Consider the following 20,969-nt stretch of genomic DNA (forward strand, 5'->3'; position numbering starts at 1 on the left):
GTGCAGGCCAGCCAGGCGCAGGTGCTGGCCGGTGGCAGCCTGCAGGTACAGGCGCGGTTGCTGGAAGACGGTGCCAGTGCGGCGGCGTTGCGTACACGCCGTGGCCCCCGGGCCATGCCAAGCAGGCCCTGAATCCGTCCCACAGGAATCAGCATCCCGCCACCGGCACTGGCCTTGGCCCCATGCGGCCCCATCCACACAGCATCTTGTGATGGAAACCCGCCTGATGATCCCGTTGTCGATTCTCGACCTCGCCCCGGTCTGCGAGGGCAGCGATACCACTGCCGCCTTCGCCAACATGCTCGAACTGGCCCAGCACGCCGATGCGCTGGGCTACCGCCGCTACTGGCTGGCCGAGCACCACAACATGCCCGGCATCGCCAGCGCGGCCACCGCTGTGCTGATCGGCCATGTGGCCGGTGGCACCCAGCGCATCCGCGTCGGCGCCGGCGGCATCATGCTGCCCAACCATGCGCCGCTGCAGGTCGCCGAGCAGTTCGGCACCCTGGCATCGCTGTACCCGGATCGCATCGATCTTGGGCTGGGACGCGCGCCCGGTACCGATCAGCCGACCGCCCGCGCGCTGCGGCGCTACTTCGACAGTGCCGACCAGTTCCCGCAGGACGTGCGTGAACTGCTGCACTACTTCGAGCCGGTGCAGCCGGGCCAGGCCGTGCAGGCGGTGCCCGGCGGTGGCTTGCGCGTGCCGACCTGGATTCTCGGTTCCAGCCTGTTTGGTGCACGCATGGCCGCGTCGATGGGCCTGCCCTATGCGTTCGCCTCGCACTTTGCGCCCGATGCCATGGACGAAGCACTGGCGGTGTACCGCCGCGAATTCCGGCCCTCGGCCACGCTCAAGCAACCGCACGCAATGCTGGCGCTGAACGTGGTGGCCAGTGACAGCGAGGCCGAGTCACGGCGGCTGTTCACCACCCAGCAGCAGAGCTTCGTCAACCTGCGCAGGGGGCGGCCGGGCAAGATTCCCGCGCCGATCGACGATATTGAAGCGTTCTGGGAGCCGCATGAAAAGCTGGGCGTGGAACGGGCGCTGGCCTGTACCGTGCTGGGTGATCCGCAGCAGGTGGCCGAGGGCATTGCCGCCTTTGTCGATCGCCACGCGCCGGACGAGCTGTTGCTCACCGCCAACCTGTACGACCACCGCGCGCGCCTGCGTTCGTTTGAACTGACCATGCAGGCCTGGCACGCCCGCCACGCGGGCTGAACAATTGCATCACGGCCCATAGCAGCCGGCTGGCGTCTGATGGGGGCTCCCCACTCTGGAGTCCCCACATGACCGATCCCCGTGCAGAGCACATCGCTCGATTGGCTGAGCTGATCAAGGATGTCGAGGTGGCGATGTTCACCACCACCGGCGTCGACGGCCGTCTGTACAGCCGTCCACTGGGCACCCAGCAGGTCGCCTTCGATGGTGACCTGTGGTTCGCCACCGCAGCCGATAGTCCGAAAGTGGCCGAGATCGCGCTCGACCCGCGGGTCAACGTGGCCTATGCCTCGCCATCGAAAAATACCTATGTGTCGGTGGCCGGGGTGGCCGATATCGTCGATGACCGCTCCAAGGTCGAGGAGCTGTGGTCACCGGCAATGAAGCTGTTCTTCCCCGGCGGCCCAGACGATCCCAACCTGCGCCTGATCCATGTGCGTGCCGAGACTGCCGAGTACTGGGACGGTCCCGGCACCTTGCTGGGCTCGGCGCTGAGTTTCGTGTTGTCGGCGGTGCAGGACGAGCCGGCACCGTTGGGCGACAACGGTTTCATCGATCTGCGTTGATTGCGGTAACCCGCCGGGCATGGCCCGGCGCTACCGGGCGGGGCTCAGGGGTAGCGCCCCGCCCGGCGAGCGCAGCGGCAGGCGCTCAGAACCAGCGCTGGAACAGGTCCACCGTATAGCCCACCAATTGCCCGGAACTGAAGCCGAAGAAGGCGATTGCCACCAGCGCGGCAATCCAGTTGAACAGCATCAGTGCGCCATCGCGCTCCAGCAGCGCCAATGCGAACAACAGCAGCTGGAAGCCGAACAGGTAGTTGGTGAAGGGAATGGGCAGCGACAGCAGCAGGCCCAGCAGCACCAGCAGCAGGCCACTGAAGGCGTGTGCCGGCGCGGGTGTCAGCAGCTGTGGCATGCGCGGCTTCAGCATGCGGTCGAGGCGGCGCAGCGCGCCATCGATGCGGTCCAGGAAGCGGTGCATGGTGCCGCGCCGGGGGCCGCGGCGGGCAATGAAACCGGGCAGCCAGGGCCGGCGCATGCAGAACAGCATCTGCAGCCCGATCAGGATCACCAGTGGGCCGCTGACCGCTCCGCCCAGGCCGGGTATCGGAATGAATGCCGGCAGGATCGCCACGAACAGGAACACGCCGAAGGCGCTCTGCTGCAGATCCTGCAGGATCTGTCCCAGCTTCATGTGCTGGGCGGGGTCACCGAAGGCGAACATCGCCAGCAGGGTGCGGATGCCCTCGTTGCGATACTCCGGCGCCGCGCCGGTTCCGGACTCAGGCGGTGAGCTCATCGGCCTGCTCGTCGGACAGCGTGCGCAGCAGCAGCTTGTCCACACGCGCCCCGTCCAGGTCGACCACCTCGAAGCGCCAGCCGGCCCAGTCGAAGTATTCACCGGCATGCGGGATGCGCCCGAAGAAGTGGATGCACATGCCCGCCAGCGTGTAGTAATCGCCTTCCTCGGCGTCGGGCAGGTCGTTGGTGCCGATCAGCTCGCGCAGGTCTTCGATCGGCAACGAACCGTCGACCAGCAGCGAACCGTCTTCGCGGGTCACCACCAGCGCGTCTTCGTCGGCATTTTCGGTGGCCTGCAGGCGGCCAACCACCGCACCCATCAGATCGCTGATGGTCACCAGGCCCTGGATCTCGCCGTACTCGTCCACCACCAGCGCCATCGACTGCTGTTCTTCGCGGAAAATCTCCAGCAGCTTCATCGCGTGCGTGGATTCGGAGACGTACAGCGGCTCGCGCAGCGTCTGGAACAGCGCGTTGTCACCGCGCGCCATGCGCGTGGCCAGCGACTTCAGTTCCAGTACGCCGACCACGTCCATGTCGTTGTCGCGGTACACCGGGTACCGCGAGAACTCGTGCTCGGCCATGATCTCCAGGTTCTTGTCCAGACCGCCCAGGGTGTCCAGCCAGGCGATCCGGTTGCGCGGGGTCATCAGGCTGTCGGCGGTGCGGTCGCCCAGGCGCATGACCCGGTTCATCATGTCGCGCTCGTGGCTGTCGATCACGCCGGCCTCGTGGCTCTCGGCCACCAGCATGCGGATTTCCTCTTCGGTGACCGAAGCCACCTCGTCCTTGCCCAGGCCGAACAGGCGCAGCACCAGCTGGGTGGTCTTGGACAGCAGCCAGACGAAGGGGAAGGCCAAGGTGGCCAGCCAGCTCATGGGCAGCGCGACCAGGCCGGCAATATCCTCCGAACGGGTCAGGGCCAGACGCTTGGGCACCAGTTCGCCGAAGATCAGCGTGACGAAGGTGATGAACGTCACCGCCAGCGCCTTGCCCAGGCCGCCGGCGTAGGCGAAGCCGGGCATCAGGCCCTGGATCCAGCCGCCGATGGCTTCGCCAAGTGCTTCACCGCCAAGGAAGCCGGTCAGCACGCCGATCACCGTGATGCCGATCTGCACGGTCGACAGGAAGGCTTCGGGCTTCTCCGACAGCTCAAGCGCCTTGGCGGCGCGCTTGGACGTCCCGGCCAGCTGCTTCAGGCGGCTCTTGCGCGAGGTCATGACCGACATCTCGGACATGGCGAAGAAGCCGTTCAGCAGAACCAGCGCGAAGACAATCAGGATCATTTCAAACACGGGCATCGTCCCCGGTTGGTGGCAGGGAGGGCGGGTGCTTGCGATGGCGGCTGGCGCTCAGGAACGGGGTCCGGCGCGGCGCTGGGGGATAAGGGTCGTCGTCCATAGGGTGCGCCCGGGGGCGCGCTGGCATCTTAGCAAAGGGGCGTGGCACGGTGGCAACTGCCTGTTCAGTTTTGGCGGTTGCAGCCCCCGAAACGGCGTGGGGATACCCGTGATGGTCATCTAGCCGTCATAATTCGTCCTGGTGCCGTCCTTCCCGCGACGGCTGACAGGTTTCTCAATGTTCTCTCTGCAGACCATTTTCGGTTCCGGCAAACAGTTCTACACCCTGCTTGATGAGGCTGCCGTCGCGGCCTCCGATGCCGCCAAGGCACTGCATTCGATGCTGCGCGATGCCGATCGCCAGCCGGCGCTGGACGCCTTCAAGCTTGCCCGCCTGCGCGAACGCGCCGCCTCGGACAAGATCAGCCAGGCGCTGGTGGACAGCTTCATGACCCCGATCGAGCGCGAAGACATCGAAGCGCTGGGCTCGGCGCTGTACAAGATTCCCAAGCAGATCGAGAAGTTCGCCGATCGCTATTCGCTGGCCACGACCCACCTGGAGCACATCGACTTCGCGCCGCGCGCGGCGATGCTGGAGCAGGCCGCCAGCGTGGTGGTGGAAATGGTGGCCGACCTGCGCCACATGAATCTGGACCGGATGACCGCGCTCAACGAGCGCCTGCGTTCGCTGGAGAACGAGGCGGATCGCCTGATGCTGGAGTTGTACCGCGACATCTACTCCGGTCGCCTGGACAACCTGCAGATGTTCCTGCTCAAGGAATTCTTCGAGATCCTGGAAAAAGCCATCGACCGCTGCCGCGAAGCCGGTGTGGTGGCGTACCAGATCGTTCTGAAAAACAGCTGACGGACCGGTACCGATGCTCACCCTCGTCCTGGTGGTGATCCTTGCCGCACTCGTCTTCGAGTTCATCAACGGCTTCCACGACACCGCCAACTCCATCGCTACCGTGGTGGCAACCAAAGTGCTGTCGCCCGGTTGGGCGGTGATGCTTGCCGCCTTCATGAACCTGCTCGGTGCCCTGACCGGTACCGCAGTCGCACTGACCATCGCCTCGGGCCTGCTCAACACCAACGTGGTCGATGTGACCCCGCAGGTGATCCTGTGCGCGCTGCTGGGCGGCATCATCTGGAACCTGATCACCTGGTGGAAGGGCCTGCCGTCCTCCTCCTCGCACGCACTGATCGGTGGCCTTTGCGGCGCCGGCCTGGCGGCGGCCCACAACAACTGGGACGCGCTGATCTGGTCGGAACGGCTGGGCAGCTGGGCGCAGAACAAGGGCCTGCTGTGGAAGGTGTTCGTGCCGATGATCACCTCGCCGATCGCCGGCTTCCTGCTCGGTATCGTGGTGATGCTGCTGCTGTGGGCGCTGATTGCCGGCCTGGCAAAAATCGGGGGTGTGATCGGCCGCCTGGCCCGCCCGCGCATCGTCAACGCGTTCTTCGGCAAGGCCCAGATCGCCTCGGCGGCCTACATGGGCTTTGCCCATGGCCACAACGATGCACAGAAGACCATGGGCATCATCGCCATGACCCTGATCGGCGCCGAGGCGACCGGCGCATTGAACGATCTGCCGTCCTGGCTGGCCTTCATGCACCCGGACGCACATGCCGGTGATGGCATCGCCATGTGGATCGTGCTGACCTGTGCCGTGGTGATGGCTGCCGGTACTGCGTCGGGCGGCTGGAAGATCATCAAGACCCTGGGTCACAAGATGGTCAAGCTGCACCCGATCCACGGTTTTGCCGCCGAGACCAGCTCGGCCACCGTGCTGACCGTGGCCGCCCACTTCGGCATGCCGGTCTCGACCACCCACAGCATCTCCACCGCGATCATGGGCGTGGGCTTTGCCAAGAACCCGCGTTCGCTGCGCCTGGGCGTGATCGAGCGCATCGTCTGGGCCTGGATCCTGACCATCCCCGCCGCCGGCGGTTGTGCGTACCTGATCCTGAAGCTGTTCGAGCTGTTCGGCTGGGCCTGAGTACGGCCTTCAACGCAGCAGACAAAAAGCCCGCCGGATTCCGGCGGGCTTTTTTCATGGGCAGATCGTTTTTCCATATCCATCGTGTCGACCAAGGTCGACACCTACCAGAGCAGAAACAAGGGCAGGGCCCGTTGCCAAGCAACGGCATCCGGCCCCGTGCCGACCAACGGTCGGCACCCACCAACAGCGCCCGGACACTGTCAGCGGCGGGGTGGGGTGGGTATGCAGGACCGTTGGCGCCATGGATGGCGCCATCGAGCCCCCATGGATGGGTTTACGGCGTGTCCTGCATACCCACCCCACCTCGCCAGCCCACGGAAACCCGGCTTTTGACGTTGCCGTTGCAGTGGCAGTTGCCGTCAGCGGGTGCCGGGCCGCAGGCCCGGCCGAGCCCCCTCAATTACGTTGGAACAACGCCTGCACATCCTTCCGGAACGCCGCCTGGCTGTCCGCGCGGCTGTAGAACATGTGCCCGCCCGGATAGCTGCGCACCTGCACACGATCCGGATTGCTGCCCATCGTCGGCATCTGGTCCACGGTCAGGATCGAACCCATGAACGGACACGACAGGTCATTCCAGCCGTGCACGATCAGCACCTGCAGGTGCGGATCGATCGCCACCGCCTGGCGCAGCTGGGTCACCGCACCTTCGCGCAGATCGCCATTGCGGTCCCACAGGCGGTTCACCTCGTAGTTCAGCGCCTGGTAGCGTGCATCCACCTTCCAGCCCACCTCGCGGGTCACAAAGTCCACCATCGCCGTGGTGGTCGGCGCGATGATGCTGTCCAGCAGCGGATCGTTGGCGCGTTGTTCCGGATCGTTCGGGAACGGATCGAAGGCGGTCACGTTGGAATCGTAGCGGCTGCCCAGCGTGCCCTTGTCGCGGAACACTTCGCGCAGGTAGGCCTGGGTCTCCAGGCGGCCGCCGGCGCGACGCACGAACTGCGGGTCCAGTCCGGTCAGCTCTGCCACCCGGCGCAGCATTGCTTCGGTCGCCTGCGGATCGCTGCGCCCCTTCATCAGCGCGGTTGCGTAGTCGCCACGGGTGTACTCCACCACCTCACGCATCGCCGCATCGGTCAGCTTGCCCTGGCGCTCCAGGTGCGCGGCGGCAATCGAGGGCAGCGTCTGCATCCACGCCATCGGCGAGACATCGGCGTTGTCTTCCAGGGTCGGGCTCAGGTACGGTGACACCAGCACCAGGCCGTTCATCGCCACGCCCAGGCGGGTCTGCAGGAAATGGGTGATGCGCGGGCCGCGGTAACCGCCATAGCTTTCGCCGGTCAGGTACTTGCGCGAGGCCATGCGCTGGTTGCGCAGCAGCCAGTCGTAGATCGAGCGCGAGAGGTACTCGATGTCGGCACTGGGGTTGTACAGCGCCTTCTTGGCTTCGTCGTCGCCGATACGCGCGCGGCTGAAGCCGGTCCCGACCGGGTCGATGAACACCATGTCGGTGAAATCCAGCCAGGTACCGGGGTTGTCGTGCAACCGCGCAGGTGCCGAGGCACTGTCGCCTTCCGAACCGAAGGTCACCACCTTCGGGCCGATGGCGCCCAGGTTGAGGTACACCGAGGATGCGCCGGGGCCGCCGTTGAGGGCGAAGGTCACCGGTCGATCCTTGCCCGGCATGGTGTAGGCGGTGAACACCACATCGGCGATCACCTTGCCCTGGGCATCACGCACGGGCAGCGTGCCGACGGTGGCGGTGTAGTCCAGGGTGCGGCCGGCCAGGCGCATGCTCTGGCGAGCCGATGCATCGGCCGGCAGTGGAGTGGCTTCGGTCTTTTCTTCTTTTGTTTCGGCTTTGCCGTCTGTGCCCGGGGCGGCGAGTACGCAGGCAGGGGCGACCAGCAGGCCGACGCAGAGCGCGGCAGAATGCAGCAGGAACTTCATGGCACCAGTACGGCAGCGGGAAGGGACCCCGATGCTAGAACGGGGTGCTGCGCGCCGTATGTGTCCAAAGGCATGGCCCGGCATTGCGGCCTGATCGGGTCAAGTGGGCCGGTCGGTGCGTGCGCTGTCGCCACTCAGCAGCCCGTATACCGCCGAGTCCGCCAGTTCGCCCTTGATGCGCCAGCGCTGGCGCAACAGGCCCTCGCGAAGGAAACCAAGGCGTTCAAGCACATGCGCGGAGGCAAGGTTGCGCGGATCGATCTCCGCCTCTACGCGGTGCAGTTGCAGGGTGTCGAACAGGTAGGCCAGCAGCCGCTGCAGGGCCTCGTGCATGTAGCCGTGCCCCTGCATGCCGGGTGCCAGCAGGTAGCCGATTTCCGCGCGTGCGGCATCGCGATCCAGGGCGAACACCACGCAGATGCCCAGCAGCGGGCCGTCCCGGGATTCGCGCAGCGCCAGTTTCAGCTGCGCGCCAGTGAGCTGTGCGGCCAGGTCGTCATCGATCTGCGCGCGTGCCTCGGCAGGGCGCGTCCATGCCGGGTGATTCCACCACTGCATCACGTCCGGGTCGGACTGCAGGGCAAACAGGGCCGCCGCATCGTCGCGGCGAATGGGGCTCAGCACCAGGCGTGCGCTGTGCAGCGGCAGGCCGGGAAACAGCAGCGAGTTGGCGGGCAATTCGGTCGTCCACGCAGATGAGCGCGCATTATGGACCCGCAGGGTTTGCCGATGGGGGCGTAATGGCCCCGCAGGCGCATGAAACGGCCGGCACGACCGGATAACGAGGTCAGAACCGTTTCCCGGTGGGCAACGGCTCCGACCCCGGTCGGGGATCAGGCTTCCAGCGAAGCGAGGTCGCCCTTGCTTTCCAGCCAGCCCTTGCGATCACCCGCACGCTTCTTGGCCAGCAGCATGTCCATCAGCGAGCTGGTCTGCTCGCGGTCATCCACGGTCAACTGCACCAGCCGGCGCGTGTCGGGATGGATGGTGGATTCACGCAGCTGCGGCGGATTCATTTCGCCCAGGCCCTTGAAGCGGGTCACGTTGATGGCGCCCTTGATCTTCTCGCGCTCGATCTTGTCCAGCATCGAGCGCTTTTCCTCTTCGTCCAGGGCGTAGAACACCTGCTTGCCCACATCGATACGGAACAGCGGCGGCATCGCCACGAACACGTGGCCGGCATCGACCAGCGCCGGGAAGTGCTTGAGGAACAGGGCGGTCAGCAGGGTCGCGATATGCAGTCCATCGGAGTCCGCATCGGCCAGGATCACCACCTTGCCATAGCGCAGGCCGCTGATGTCTTCCTTGCCCGGGTCGCAACCGATGGCAACGGCCAGGTTGTGCACTTCTTCCGAGGCAAGCACGCTGTTGGAGGACACTTCCCAGGTGTTGAGGATCTTGCCGCGCAGCGGCAGGATCGCCTGGAAATCCTTGTCGCGGGCCTGCTTGGCGCTGCCACCTGCGGAGTCACCCTCCACCAGGAACAGCTCGGTACGGGAAAGGTCCTGGCTGATGCAATCGGCCAGCTTGCCCGGCAGCGCAGGGCCCTGGGTGACCTTCTTGCGGACGACCAGCTTTTCGGTCTTCAGGCGGGCACTGGCGCGCTCGATGGCGATCTGCGCGATCTTCTCGCCCAGTTCGACGTTCTGGTTCAACAGCAGGCTGAACGCATCGTGCGCGGCGCCTTCGACGAAACCGGCGGCCTGGCGCGAGGACAGGCGTTCCTTGGTCTGGCCGCTGAACTGCGGGTCGGTCATCTTCAGCGACAGCACGAACGACACGCGGTCCCACACGTCTTCCGGGGCCAGCTTGACGCCGCGCGGCAGCAGATTGCGGAAGTCGCAGAATTCGCGCAGCGCTTCGGTCAGGCCAGTGCGCAGGCCGTTGGCATGGGTGCCGTGCTGTGCGGTCGGGATCAGGTTGACGTAGCTTTCCTGCACCAGCTCGCCTTCCGGCAGCCAGGCGACAGCCCAGTCGACGATCTCGGTGTCCTTCTTCAGGTTGCCCACGAACAGATCGGCCGGCAGCGACTCCCGATCACCCAGCTCCAGCTTCAGGTAATCGCGCAGGCCGTCTTCGTAGTACCAGGTGTCGACGTCGCCGGTGGCCTCGTCGGTCAGCTTGACGGTCAGGCCCGGGCACAGCACCGCCTTGGCACGCAGCAGGTGCTTGAGCGCACGCACGGCGAACTTGGGCGTGTCGAAATACTTGGGGTCGGGCCAGAAGCGCAGGCGGGTGCCGGTGTTCTTCTTGCCAACGGTGCCGACCACTTCCAGCGGCGAGGCGCGGTCGCCATTGCGGAAGGTGATGCGGTGCTCGGCACCTTCGCGCTTGATGTGGATTTCCACCAGCGTCGACAGCGCGTTGACCACGCTGACACCCACGCCATGCAGGCCGCCGGAGAAGGTGTAGTTGTTGTTGTTGAACTTGCCGCCGGCATGCAGGCGGGTCAGGATCAGCTCGACGCCCGGGATCTTCTCTTCCGGATGGATGTCCACCGGCATGCCGCGGCCGTCATCGCTGACCTCCACGCTGCCGTCCTTGAACAGGGTGATCTCGATCGAACGGGCGTGGCCGGCGAGGGCCTCGTCCACCGAGTTGTCGATCACTTCCTGCGCCAGGTGGTTCGGGCGTGCGGTGTCGGTATACATGCCGGGGCGGCGCTTGACCGGGTCAAGGCCGGACAGGACTTCAATATCGGCGGCGTTATAGCGGGCGTTCATCTGTCTTCGAAAGCTTGGAGCGACGCGCAAGTGTGCGGTCTGGCCGGTGATTTTGCACGCCTGCGGTTCAGCCTCGGCGGGCGCAAGGGGGTAAAATGACAGTCGCTGGAATCTGAACGCCGGCGCCCCTAGTTGGACCAACAGGTCCAAGCCATACCGCGAGGAGGACTCCATGAAGAAGTTGCTGACCATTGCGATCCTGGCCGCTGCCGCCGTTGCAGTGCCGCTGGTGCTGGCGCAGAACGCCGGCCAGCCGGCCCCGCAGCAGGGTGACCAGGCCGACAAGGCGCAGTCCGAGGCCGACGCCAAGGCCAAGCGCCGTGCCCAGGCCAACGCTGAAATGAAGGCCAAGGGCCAGCCGGTGCCGCAGCAGGAAGAAGAGGAAGAGGCCAGGAAGAAGAAGTAATGCTTCTGCTCCAGGCGCCTTTGCCGTAAAGGCTCTGCCCCTGAACGCCCCGCATTGCGGGGCGTTTTCTTTTGAATGGGTCGCACAAGCCCCTTGGGTTGGCGGCCATCTATCTGTAAACTATGGCTTTCCGGGAGTAAGTGCGTGTCCACCCTTTGCGAATGGGCTGGAACGGCCATGCGTGGCCTCCAGCAAAGCGGGTCGCAGGTGACGGTCGAAATGACCGGCACGGCCGCCCCGACCTCGCACGAGGGTTCCTGCCAGGCGATTGCCGCCGGCTGGACCGCCGCCTCCCTCGCTGCCGCAGCGAACCGGAAAACCCCCTTTCTGCTCCACGCCCGCCCCTCGGGCAGGCGTGGCGCTGCCGTTTTCCATTTCCAGACAGGATGCTTGCAGCCATGACTCCCTTGATTTTCGTAACCGGCGGCGTGGTGTCCTCGCTCGGTAAAGGTATTGCCGCTGCGTCACTGGCCGCGATCCTCGAAGCCCGTGGCCTGAAGGTCACGATGATGAAGCTCGACCCGTACATCAACGTCGACCCGGGCACGATGAGCCCGTTCCAACACGGTGAGGTCTATGTCACCGACGACGGCGCCGAGACCGATCTCGACCTGGGCCACTACGAACGCTTCGTGCGTACCCGCCTGAGCCGCAAGAACTCGGTCACCACCGGCCGCATCTACGAGGAAGTCATCCGCAAGGAGCGTCGCGGCGACTACCTGGGTGCCACCGTGCAGGTCATCCCGCACATCACCGACGAAATCCGCCGCTGCATGGATGAGGCCACCGAGGGCTTCGATGTGGCGCTGGTGGAGATCGGTGGCACCGTTGGCGATATCGAGTCGCTGCCGTTCCTGGAAGCCATCCGCCAGGTGCGCACCGAGCGCGGCCCGGAAAAGGCGCTGTTCATGCACCTGACGCTGGTGCCGTACATCGCGGCCGCGGGCGAACTGAAGACCAAGCCGACCCAGCACTCGGTGAAGGAGCTGCGCTCGATCGGCATCCAGCCGGACGTGCTGCTATGCCGTTCCGAGCAGCCGGTGCCCGATTCGGAGCGCCGCAAGATTGCCCAGTTCACCAACGTCTCCGAGCGCGCGGTGATCAGCGTGCCCGACGTCGACGTGCTCTATCGCATTCCGTTCGGCCTGCACGCGCAGGGCCTGGACGACATCGTCGTCAATCAGTTCAAGCTGGGCGACAAGGCCGGTCCGGCCGACCTGCACGAGTGGGAGGCCGCGGTCGATGCGACCCTGCACCCGCTGGACGAGGTCACCATCGCCGTGGTCGGCAAGTACGTCGATCACCAGGATGCCTACAAGTCGGTCGGTGAAGCGCTCAAGCACGGTGGCCTGCGCCAGCGCACCAAGGTCAAGCTGAAGTGGCTGGAAGCGCAGGACCTGGAAGGCAGCGACATGTCGGCGCTGGCTGATGTCGATGGCATCCTGGTGCCGGGTGGCTTCGGTGACCGCGGATTTGAAGGCAAAGTGCTCAGCTCGCAGTACGCGCGTGAGCAGAAGGTGCCGTACTTCGGCATCTGCTACGGCATGCAGGCCGCCGTGGTCGACTACGCGCGCAACGTGGTCGGCCTGGAAGGCGCCAACAGCACCGAGAACGACCGGCAGTCGCCGAACCCGGTGATCGGCCTGATCACCGAGTGGCGCACCGCCAGCGGCGATGTCGAGAAGCGCGACGACAAGAGTGACCTCGGCGGCACCATGCGCCTGGGCCTGCAGGAGCAGCGCCTGAAGCCGGGCACCCTGGCGCGCGAGCTGTACGGCAAGGACGTGGTGGCCGAGCGCCATCGCCACCGTTACGAGTTCAACAACCGCTATCGCACCCAGCTGGAAGATGCCGGGCTGGTGATTGCCGGCAAGTCGATGGATGACACCCTGGTGGAAGTGGTCGAGCTGCCGCGCGATGCGCACCCGTGGTTCCTGGCCTGCCAGGCGCACCCGGAATTCCTGTCCACCCCGCGCGATGGCCACCCGCTGTTCATCGGCTTCATCCGTGCCGCGCGCGAGCGCAAGGCCGGTGGCAAGCTGTTGCAGGAAGCCCGCGCCTGACTTGTCATGGGGGCCGCCGGCCCCCATCTTGCACGCTTCAACCCCTGCGCACCGGCCCCGCCGGTGCAGCGGACAACAAGGAAACGCCATGAAACTGTGTGGATTCGAGGTCGGGCTGGACCAGCCCCTGTTCCTGATCGCCGGCCCCTGCGTGATCGAGTCGATGCAGCTGCAGCTGGACACCGCTGGCAAGCTGAAGGAAGTGACCGACAGGCTCGGCGTGAACTTCATCTTCAAGTCCAGCTTCGACAAGGCCAACCGTACCTCCGGTACGGCCTTCCGTGGCCCGGGCATGGAAGAAGGCCTGAAGGTGCTGGCCGAGGTGAAGAAGCAGATTGGCGTGCCGGTGCTGACCGACGTGCATGAGTACACCCCGATGGATGAAGTAGCCTCGGTGGTGGACGTGCTGCAGACCCCGGCGTTCCTGGTCCGCCAGACCGATTTCATCCGCAAGGTGTGTGCGGCCGGCAAGCCGGTCAACATCAAGAAGGGCCAGTTCCTGGCGCCGTGGGACATGAAGCCGGTCGTGGAAAAGGCCAAGGCCACCGGCAACGAGCAGATCATGGTCTGCGAGCGCGGCGCCAGCTTCGGTTACAACAACCTGGTCAGCGACATGCGCTCGCTGGCGGTGATGCGCGATACCGGTTGCCCGGTGGTGTTCGATGCCACCCATTCGGTGCAGCTGCCGGGCGGGCAGGGCACCAGTTCCGGCGGCCAGCGCGAACATGTGCCGGTGCTGGCCCGTGCCGCGGTGGCGGTGGGTATTTCCGGCCTGTTCGCCGAAACCCATCCGGACCCGTCCAAGGCGCTGTCCGATGGCCCCAATGCATGGCCGCTGGACCAGATGGAAGCCCTGCTCGAGACCCTGATGGAGCTCGACGCGGTGACCAAGAAGCACGGCTTCTCGCGCTTCGCGTGAGGCCTGGTTCGCAGGCGGCGCTGGACTCCCAGCGTCGCCATGGCTGGCGCCGCTGGCCCTGGGGCGTGATCGCGCTGGCGCTGGCGATCCTGGCCGTGTCGGGCATTTTTGCCATCGGCATGCTGTTCGGCGCCGGAATGCGGCCCGCCAGCGCGGGCGGGCCGGTGGTCAACCTGATGCCCTTCGTCATCGCCCTGGCGGTGGCCGAGCTGCTGGCCATCAGTGGTGGATTCATTGCTGCCGCGCTGGCCTGGCGGCTGAACCGGGGGCGGGCGAGCGCCGCACTGGCGGTAGTCCTGTTGGCGCTGTGGGTCGGCATCCTGCTGCACGATCTACTCTGAGGGACCTGCTCCGATGAATACGATGGCTGTCCCTCGCCGATGGCCCTGGGGCGCGCTGTCCCTGCTGCTGTCCCTGCTGGCCTGGGCCGCACTGGCGGGCGCGCTCCTGGCGTTCGCCGCAAGCTTCGGTTCGCCCGGCGACGGCAACCATGGCATGCGGGCCATGCAGTTCTGGATACTGGGTGCGCTGGTGGTGCTGGCGCTGTCTTTCGTGGGCAGCCTGGTGGCGATGGTGCTGGCCTGGCGACGCCAGCGTGGGCAGGTGTGTGCGGCCATCGCCGGTGCCCTGCTGGTGATGCTGCTGTCATTGCTGCTGATCGTGATCGGCACCAGCCTGGGCTGATCCCGCTCAAGCATTTGGCAAGTGGCCGGTAGCCGGGGATAATCACGCGGCATTCGTTTTTGTCGCCCCCTCTCCATACAGGTAACCGGCCCGACCATGAGTACGATCCGCAGCATCCATGCCCGTGAAATCCTCGACAGCCGTGGCAACCCCACGCTGGAAGCCGAAGTCACCCTGGAGGACGGTTCGTTCGGTCGCGCCGCGGTCCCCTCCGGCGCCTCGACCGGCACCAAGGAAGCGGTGGAGCTGCGTGACGGCGACAAGACCCGTTACCTGGGCAAGGGCGTGCGCAAGGCGGTCGACAACGTCAACGGCGCCATCGCCAACGCACTGAAGGGCTTCGAGGCGACCGACCAGGCCGGCCTGGACCGTCGCCTGATCGATCTGGACGGCACCGAGAACAAGGGTCGCCTGGGCGCCAATGCGCTGCTGGGTGTTTCCATGGCCGCCGCCCACGCTGCTGCCGCCTCCAGCAAGCAGGCCCTGTGGCAGTACCTGGCCGCCAAGACTGGCGCGACGCCGTCGCTGCCGGTGCCGATGATGAACATCATCAACGGCGGCGCACATGCCGACAACAACGTCGACTTCCAGGAATTCATGGTGCTGCCGGTCGGCTTCACCTCGTTCTCCGAAGCACTGCGGGCCGGTACCGAGATCTTCCATTCGCTGAAGTCGGTGCTGAAGGGCCACGGCCTGAGCACTGCCGTGGGCGACGAAGGCGGCTTCGCGCCGGACTTCCGCAGCAACGTCGAAGCACTGGATACCATCCTGGAAGCCATCGGCAAGGCCGGTTACACCGCCGGTGAAGACGTGCTGCTCGGCCTGGACGTGGCCTCCAGCGAGTTCTTCGAGAACGGCAAGTACAACCTGGTCGGCGAGAACAAGCGCCTGACCTCCGATCAGTTCGTCGACTTCCTCGCCGACTGGGCCGCGCAGTACCCGATCATCACCATCGAAGATGGCCTGGCCGAGAATGACTGGGCGGGCTGGAAGCTGCTGACCGATCGCATCGGCAAGAAGGTGCAGCTGGTCGGCGACGATCTGTTCGTCACCAATCCGAAGATCTTCCAGGAAGGCATCGATTCGGGCACCGCCAACGCGATCCTGATCAAGGTCAACCAGATCGGCACCCTGAGCGAAACCCTGGAAGCGATCGCCATGGCCGATCGTGCCGGCTACGCGGCCGTGGTCTCGCACCGTTCGGGTGAAACCGAAGACACCACCATCGCCGACATTGCCGTTGCCACCACCGCGACCCAGATCAAGACCGGCTCGCTGTGCCGCAGCGATCGCGTGGCCAAGTACAACCAGCTGCTGCGCATCGAGGAAGCCCTCGGCGCCAGCGCGCGTTACGCTGGTCGTGACGCGTTCGTGTCGCTGAAGCGCTGAGCCGATGCGCGACTGGCGCTGGCTGCTGTTGCTGCTGGCCCTGCTGCTGGCATGGCTGCAGTACCGTTTCTGGTTCGGCCCGGGCAATTCGGGTGAAGTGATGATGCTCGAAGCCCAGGTCGCCAACCAGGAACGTGACAATGAAGGTCTGCAGCAGCGCAACGACGCGCTGGCTGCTGAAGTGAAGGACCTCAAGGAAGGCCAGTCCGCCATTGAAGAGCGTGCGCGCAGCGAACTGGGCATGATCAAGCCCGGCGAGAAGTTCTACCGCGTGGTGGAAGATGCGCAGTCGCGGCCGGCGCAGCCTGCGCCGGTCGCGGCACAGATCGGTGACCATCCGGCGGACGTGCCATGAGCGCGGCGATCTGGGTGGTGGTCCCGGCCGCCGGTCGCGGCACGCGTTTCGGCGCGCCGCTGCCCAAGCAGTACTTGCTGGCGGGCGGGCAGACCCTGCTCGCCCATACCCTGGACGCACTGCTGGCACATCCGGCCGTGGCCGGGGCGATGGTGGTGATCGGCGCGGACGATGCCGACTGGCCGGGCTGGAGCGAATGGAATGGCAAGCCGGTATTGACCTGCATCGGTGGCGCCACCCGTGCCGCCTCGGTGCTGGCCGGGTTGCAGGCGTTGCCTGACAGTGTCCGCGCCGACGAGTTCGTGCTGGTGCACGATGCGGCGCGGCCGAATCTGTCGCTGCCCGATCTTGGCCGCCTGCTGGAAGTGGGGCGTACCGATCCTGTCGGTGCCATTCTCGCCGCACCCGTGCGCGACACCCTCAAGCGCGCCGGTGACGATGGTGGCATTGATGGCACCGAGCCGCGCGAGCGCCTGTGGCGGGCATTGACCCCGCAGTTGTTCCGCCGCCACCAGCTGATCCGCGCGTTGTCCGAAGCGGCAGCTGCCGGTATCGAGGTGACCGACGATGCCATGGCCATGGAGCGCCAGGGCCAGCGCCCGCTGCTGGTGGAAGGCAGCGAGGACAACTTCAAGGTCACCACCCCGGCCGACCTCGACCGTTTCGAATTCGTACTCTCCCGCCGCGCTGGCTGATGCCCGCGTGGCCCTGCTGCAAAGGGTTGCACCCATGACCACCTCTCCGTTCCCGCCCGTCCGCATCGGCCAGGGCTATGACGTCCATGCCTTCGGTGAAGGCGACCACATCATGCTCGGCGGCGTGCACGTGCCGCACAGCTGCGGCGTGCTCGCGCACAGCGACGGCGATGTGATCCTGCATGCCCTGTGCGATGCCATGCTCGGCGCGATCGCGCTGGGTGACATCGGCCAGCATTTTCCGCCCAGCGACGAACGCTGGAAGGATGCGGACAGCAGCGAGTTCGTGCGCCACTGCGACGGCCTGCTGCGCGCGCGCGGCTGGCGCGTCGGCAACACCGACATCACGGTGATCTGCGAACGGCCCAAGGTCGGCCCGCATGCGCTGGCAATGCGCGAGCGCGTCGGCGCGCTGCTGCAGTTGCCGCTGGATGCAGTCAGCGTCAAGGCCACGACGTCCGAGAAGCTCGGCTTCACCGGCCGGGGTGAGGGTATCGCCGCGCAGGCCGTCGTGCTGCTGGTGGCCGCATGATCCCGTTGCCACTGGCGTTTGGCGAACCGCTGCTGCGCGCGCGCATCCGCACCCGCCCGGAGGACTTCCAGGTCGATGAGCTGCCCGCCTTCGAGGCCACGGGTGAAGGTGAACATCTGCTGCTGCACATCCGCAAGCGCGGCGCCAACACCCAGCATGTGGCCAAGGTACTGGCCAAATGGGCCGGCCTGCCGGAGATGGCGGTCAGCTACGCTGGCATGAAGGATCGCAATGCCGTCACCACCCAGCGCTTCAGCGTGCACCTGCCCAAGCGGATCGCCCCGGATCTTGCCGAACTGGCCAGCGACGAGATCGAAGTGATCGAGGCGACCTGGCACAACCGCAAGCTGCAACGCGGTGCGCTGGCCGGCAACCGCTTCAAGCTGGTGCTGCGCGAGGTACAGGGTGATGCTGCCGCGATCGATGAGCGCCTTCAGCAGATCGCCACGCGTGGCCTGCCGAACTGGTTCGGCGAGCAGCGCTTTGGCCGCGATGGCGGCAACGTGCCGGCTGCACTGGCAATGTTCGGTGGCCGCCGCATGCGCAAGGATCAGCGTTCGCTGCTGTTGTCGGCTGCGCGTTCGGCGTTGTTCAACCGCGTGCTGGCTGCACGGGTGGAGCAGGGCAGCTGGGACCAGCCGCTGGATGGCGAAGTGTGGATGCTGGATGGCAGCCGCAGCGTATTCGGCCCGGAGCCCTACAGCGATGTGCTGGCCGAGCGTCTGGCCCGTTTCGACATCCATCCCAGCGCGCCGTTGTGGGGCGAGGGTGAGCTGCGCAGCAGCGACGCCGCACGCGCACTGGAATATGCGGCGCTGGACGACGAGGAGTCCAAAGCGTTGCGGGTCGGCCTGGAAGAGGCGCGGCTGAAGCAGGAGCGGCGCGCGCTGCGGCTGCGTCCTGCATTGCTGCAGCATCAGTGGCTGGCCGACGATGTGCTTGAGCTGTCGTTCGCGCTGCCACCCGGTTGCTACGCCACCGCCGTGCTCCACGAACTCGGCCCGGTGGAAGATGCCTCGCAGGCGTGATCGCCGGACGGAGGAGCATCCACGCTTGGCGCGGATCCAGCGTGGCGTCGGCAACCGCCGGATCCACGCCGTGCGTACACGGGCAGTAGATCCACGCCATGCGTGGATGAAGACCGGGCAGATCCGCACCATGCGGGGATGGACAGTAGATCCACGCCATGCGTGGATGAAGACCGGGCAGATCCACGCCATGCGTGGATGGACGTTTCAGCGCCGCGCCAGCAGCACCAGCACCGCGCCAGTGCCGCCCTGGGCGGTCGGTGCCGAATGGAACGCCAGCACGTCGTTGCGCAACCGCAACAGGCGATCGACCACGTTTTTCAGCACCGGTGCGCCACCGTCGGCCTGCAGGCCCTTGCCGTGGATGATGCGCACGCAGCCGTGTTCGTGTGCGTGCGCCTCCAGCAGGAACTGGCGCAGCATTGCCTCGGCCTGGGCCGCGGTGGCGCCGTGCAGGTCCAGTTCGTCCTGCACCGAGTACTGGCCGCGCTTCAGGCGCTGGAACATGCGCGGTGGCAGGTTGTCGCGGCGATAGCTGGCAACGTCGCCCGCTTCCAGTGGCGTGCTGTCGCGCAGCAGGCGCGCGAACTCACCCGCTGCCTCGGCTTCATCGCGCTCGGCCATGCGCGCGCGCGGCTTCGGGCGCGGCGCGGCGGGTGCCGGCTCGACATCCTTGCGCAGCGGCGTCACTTCGCCGATGGCAGCACGGAACAGTGCGGCCGGGTCTTCATCTTCAGGGTGCGACATGCGCACAGGTTAAACCGCCGGTGCAGGTCTGCCTATGACCGTCCGATGTCAGCCGTGACCGCAGACAGGGTAGGACCGGCGGCCCGCTTGCGGCACAATAGTCGGCGCACTTGCGGAGTTGCCGGATCCAGGGGGGATGCCGGTCGGCTTCGCCCACGCTGCAAGGTGACGGAATCGAATTCTTGGAAAATCAAGCGGTTAAATCGAAGATGCGCATCCTGGTCAGCAATGATGATGGTGTCGACGCTGCAGGCATCCAGATGCTTGCGTCCGTGCTGCGCGAGGCGGCGCATGTGGTCACCGTGGTTGCACCGGACCGCGATCGTTCCGGGGCCAGCAATTCGCTGACCCTTGATCTGCCGATCCGGCTCAAGCGCATTGACCACTACACCGTCTCGGTGGCAGGCACGCCGACCGACTGCGTGCACCTGGCACTGACCGGCCTGCTGGAATTCGAGCCGGATATTGTCGTGTCCGGCATCAACAACGCCGCCAACCTCGGGGATGATGTGATCTATTCCGGCACCGTTTCGGCGGCGATGGAAGGTCGCTTCCTGGGCCTGCCGGCCGTGGCTGTATCGCTGGTCACCCGCAATCACGACCCGAAGCATTTCGAGACGGCTGCGCGCGCCGCGGTGGAGATCGTGGCCCGGCTCAAAGCCGATCCGTTGCCGGCCGACACCATCCTCAACGTCAACGTCCCGGACCTGCCGTGGGGCGAGGTCAAGGGCTTCGAAGTCACCCGCTTGGGCAACCGCCACCGCGCCGAAGGCTGCATCGCGCAGAAAGACCCACGCGGCAACGAGGTCTACTGGATCGGTCCGGCCGGCCGTGAGCAGGACTCCGGCCCCGGTACTGATTTCCATGCGGTGCGTACCGGCCACATTTCGATCACCCCGATCCAGGTCGACCTGACCCGCTACCAGGCGCTGGAGAAGGTCGCCAGCTGGGTGGGTGGCCTTACCGCCGCGCTGGACCAGCCGGCATGAGCCCACGCCTGCGCCTGCAGCCGGAAGCGGTTGGCATCGGCATGACCTCGCAGCGCGTGCGCGACCGCCTGGTCGACCGCTTGCGCGAGGCCGGCATCGTCGACGAGTCGACCCTGAACGCGATCAGGGTGGTGCCGCGGCATCTGTTCATCGACGAGGCGCTGGCATCGCGCGCGTACGAAGACACCGCACTGCCGATCGGCCACGGCCAGACCATTTCCCAGCCCTGGGTGGTGGCACGGATGACCGAGGCCGTGCTGCAGGTGGCGCCGAAAAGGGTCCTGGAAGTCGGTACCGGTTCCGGGTACCAGGCTGCCGTGCTCGCAGCGCTTGGCCTGGAGGTCTACACCGTCGAGCGCATTGGTGACCTGCTGCGCCAGGCGCGCAAGCGTTTCCGAGCGCTTGGCATGAACATCCGCACCAAGCATGACGATGGCCGCGTCGGCTGGGCCGAGCATGGCCCCTTCGATGCCATCGTGGTCACCGCTGCCGCGCCCGCGCTGGTCGATGCCCTGGTCGAGCAGCTTGCCGAAGGCGGCCGGCTGGTCGCCCCGGTCGGTGGACCGGGCGCACAGTCGCTGGTGCAGCTCGACCGCAATGCCGATGGCAGCATCGAACAAAGCGTGTTGGCGCCGGTCACGTTCGTGCCGTTGCTGTCTGGCATGCTGGATTGAATC

The 20,969-nt window shown here is 66.1% G+C and carries 22 protein-coding genes; 16 read left to right on the plus strand and 6 right to left on the minus strand.

Going from position 1 to position 20,969, the window contains the following annotated elements:
* Positions 1–226: 226 nt before the first annotated feature.
* Positions 227–1,222, plus strand: coding sequence for an LLM class flavin-dependent oxidoreductase (locus ACVOLJ_RS10835; protein ID WP_475278185.1), 996 nt, complete (start codon positions 227–229; stop codon positions 1,220–1,222).
* A 68-nt stretch (positions 1,223–1,290) separates the two neighbouring features.
* The gene (locus ACVOLJ_RS10840; protein WP_475278079.1) at positions 1,291–1,788 is read left to right on the plus strand and encodes a pyridoxamine 5'-phosphate oxidase family protein; all 498 of its coding nucleotides are present in this window, start codon (positions 1,291–1,293) and stop codon (positions 1,786–1,788) included.
* Between the two features lie 85 nt (positions 1,789–1,873).
* Here the strand turns inward: ACVOLJ_RS10840 and ACVOLJ_RS10845 are convergent, their stop codons facing one another.
* Positions 1,874–2,524 carry an exopolysaccharide biosynthesis protein gene (locus ACVOLJ_RS10845; protein ID WP_475278080.1) on the minus strand — a complete coding sequence of 217 codons (651 nt, stop codon included), beginning with the start codon at positions 2,522–2,524 and terminating at the stop codon, positions 1,874–1,876.
* Complete coding sequence (locus ACVOLJ_RS10850) at positions 2,508–3,812, minus strand: hemolysin family protein (protein ID WP_475278081.1); 1,305 nt, start codon at positions 3,810–3,812, stop codon at positions 2,508–2,510. The genes ACVOLJ_RS10845 and ACVOLJ_RS10850 overlap by 17 nt, the downstream gene beginning before the upstream one ends.
* A gap of 292 nt (positions 3,813–4,104) precedes the next feature.
* On the opposite strand from ACVOLJ_RS10850, the gene ACVOLJ_RS10855 reads away from it, so the two are divergent.
* Entirely contained in the window at positions 4,105–4,731 is a 627-nt protein-coding gene (locus tag ACVOLJ_RS10855) for a DUF47 domain-containing protein (RefSeq protein WP_475278082.1), read from the plus strand.
* A gap of 13 nt (positions 4,732–4,744) precedes the next feature.
* Positions 4,745–5,866, plus strand: coding sequence for an inorganic phosphate transporter (locus tag ACVOLJ_RS10860; protein WP_475278083.1), 1,122 nt, complete (start codon positions 4,745–4,747; stop codon positions 5,864–5,866).
* A gap of 399 nt (positions 5,867–6,265) precedes the next feature.
* On the opposite strand, the gene ACVOLJ_RS10865 is transcribed toward ACVOLJ_RS10860, so the two are convergent.
* From ACVOLJ_RS10865 to parE, 3 genes are all read right to left on the minus strand, one after another.
* Positions 6,266–7,762, minus strand: coding sequence for a S10 family peptidase (locus tag ACVOLJ_RS10865; RefSeq protein WP_481564107.1), 1,497 nt, complete (start codon positions 7,760–7,762; stop codon positions 6,266–6,268).
* 99 nt (positions 7,763–7,861) lie between these two features.
* Positions 7,862–8,440: a GNAT family N-acetyltransferase gene (locus ACVOLJ_RS10870; protein WP_481564108.1), complete on the minus strand. Its 579-nt coding sequence runs from the start codon at positions 8,438–8,440 to the stop codon at positions 7,862–7,864.
* Between the two features lie 155 nt (positions 8,441–8,595).
* Complete coding sequence (gene parE, locus ACVOLJ_RS10875) at positions 8,596–10,485, minus strand: DNA topoisomerase IV subunit B (protein WP_475278086.1); 1,890 nt, start codon at positions 10,483–10,485, stop codon at positions 8,596–8,598.
* A gap of 172 nt (positions 10,486–10,657) precedes the next feature.
* Between parE and ACVOLJ_RS10880 the strand changes: the two genes are divergently transcribed.
* The 10 genes from ACVOLJ_RS10880 (at position 10,658) to truD (ending at position 18,556) form a co-directional block, all read left to right on the plus strand.
* Entirely contained in the window at positions 10,658–10,891 is a 234-nt protein-coding gene (locus tag ACVOLJ_RS10880) for a hypothetical protein (RefSeq protein ID WP_475278087.1), read from the plus strand.
* 398 nt (positions 10,892–11,289) lie between these two features.
* Positions 11,290–12,954 carry a CTP synthase gene (locus tag ACVOLJ_RS10885; RefSeq protein WP_475278088.1) on the plus strand — a complete coding sequence of 555 codons (1,665 nt, stop codon included), beginning with the start codon at positions 11,290–11,292 and terminating at the stop codon, positions 12,952–12,954.
* 88 nt (positions 12,955–13,042) lie between these two features.
* Positions 13,043–13,873, plus strand: coding sequence for a 3-deoxy-8-phosphooctulonate synthase (gene kdsA, locus ACVOLJ_RS10890; RefSeq protein ID WP_265953504.1), 831 nt, complete (start codon positions 13,043–13,045; stop codon positions 13,871–13,873).
* Positions 13,874–13,938: 65 nt separating this feature from the next.
* Positions 13,939–14,214: a hypothetical protein gene (locus ACVOLJ_RS10895; protein ID WP_481564109.1), complete on the plus strand. Its 276-nt coding sequence runs from the start codon at positions 13,939–13,941 to the stop codon at positions 14,212–14,214.
* A 13-nt stretch (positions 14,215–14,227) separates the two neighbouring features.
* Positions 14,228–14,557, plus strand: coding sequence for a hypothetical protein (locus ACVOLJ_RS10900; RefSeq protein ID WP_481564110.1), 330 nt, complete (start codon positions 14,228–14,230; stop codon positions 14,555–14,557).
* 96 nt (positions 14,558–14,653) lie between these two features.
* On the plus strand, positions 14,654–15,946 hold the full coding sequence (eno, locus tag ACVOLJ_RS10905) for a phosphopyruvate hydratase (RefSeq protein WP_475278091.1): 1,293 nt from the start codon (positions 14,654–14,656) through the stop codon (positions 15,944–15,946).
* Between the two features lie 4 nt (positions 15,947–15,950).
* Positions 15,951–16,301, plus strand: a complete 351-nt coding sequence (ftsB, locus tag ACVOLJ_RS10910) for a cell division protein FtsB (protein WP_475278092.1) — start codon at positions 15,951–15,953, stop codon at positions 16,299–16,301.
* Positions 16,298–16,996: a 2-C-methyl-D-erythritol 4-phosphate cytidylyltransferase gene (gene ispD, locus ACVOLJ_RS10915; protein WP_481564111.1), complete on the plus strand. Its 699-nt coding sequence runs from the start codon at positions 16,298–16,300 to the stop codon at positions 16,994–16,996. Before ftsB ends, ispD begins: the two co-directional genes overlap by 4 nt.
* A 34-nt stretch (positions 16,997–17,030) precedes the next feature.
* Positions 17,031–17,528, plus strand: a complete 498-nt coding sequence (gene ispF, locus ACVOLJ_RS10920) for a 2-C-methyl-D-erythritol 2,4-cyclodiphosphate synthase (protein ID WP_481564112.1) — start codon at positions 17,031–17,033, stop codon at positions 17,526–17,528.
* A complete protein-coding gene (gene truD / locus ACVOLJ_RS10925; RefSeq protein WP_481564113.1) occupies positions 17,525–18,556 on the plus strand; it encodes a tRNA pseudouridine(13) synthase TruD in 1,032 nt (343 codons plus the stop codon). Before ispF ends, truD begins: the two co-directional genes overlap by 4 nt.
* A 207-nt stretch (positions 18,557–18,763) precedes the next feature.
* Here truD and ACVOLJ_RS10930 read toward each other — a convergent pair whose 3' ends face one another.
* Positions 18,764–19,303, minus strand: coding sequence for a Smr/MutS family protein (locus tag ACVOLJ_RS10930; RefSeq protein ID WP_475278096.1), 540 nt, complete (start codon positions 19,301–19,303; stop codon positions 18,764–18,766).
* Positions 19,304–19,512: 209 nt separating this feature from the next.
* Between ACVOLJ_RS10930 and surE the strand changes: the two genes are divergently transcribed.
* Both surE and ACVOLJ_RS10940 read left to right on the plus strand, forming a co-directional pair.
* A complete protein-coding gene (gene surE, locus ACVOLJ_RS10935) occupies positions 19,513–20,292 on the plus strand; it encodes a 5'/3'-nucleotidase SurE (RefSeq protein WP_481564114.1) in 780 nt (259 codons plus the stop codon).
* Positions 20,289–20,966, plus strand: coding sequence for a protein-L-isoaspartate(D-aspartate) O-methyltransferase (locus ACVOLJ_RS10940; protein ID WP_481564115.1), 678 nt, complete (start codon positions 20,289–20,291; stop codon positions 20,964–20,966). Before surE ends, ACVOLJ_RS10940 begins: the two co-directional genes overlap by 4 nt.
* The last annotated feature ends 3 nt before the right edge of the window (positions 20,967–20,969 follow it).

Source organism: Stenotrophomonas sp. STEN046 (assembly GCF_056759755.1).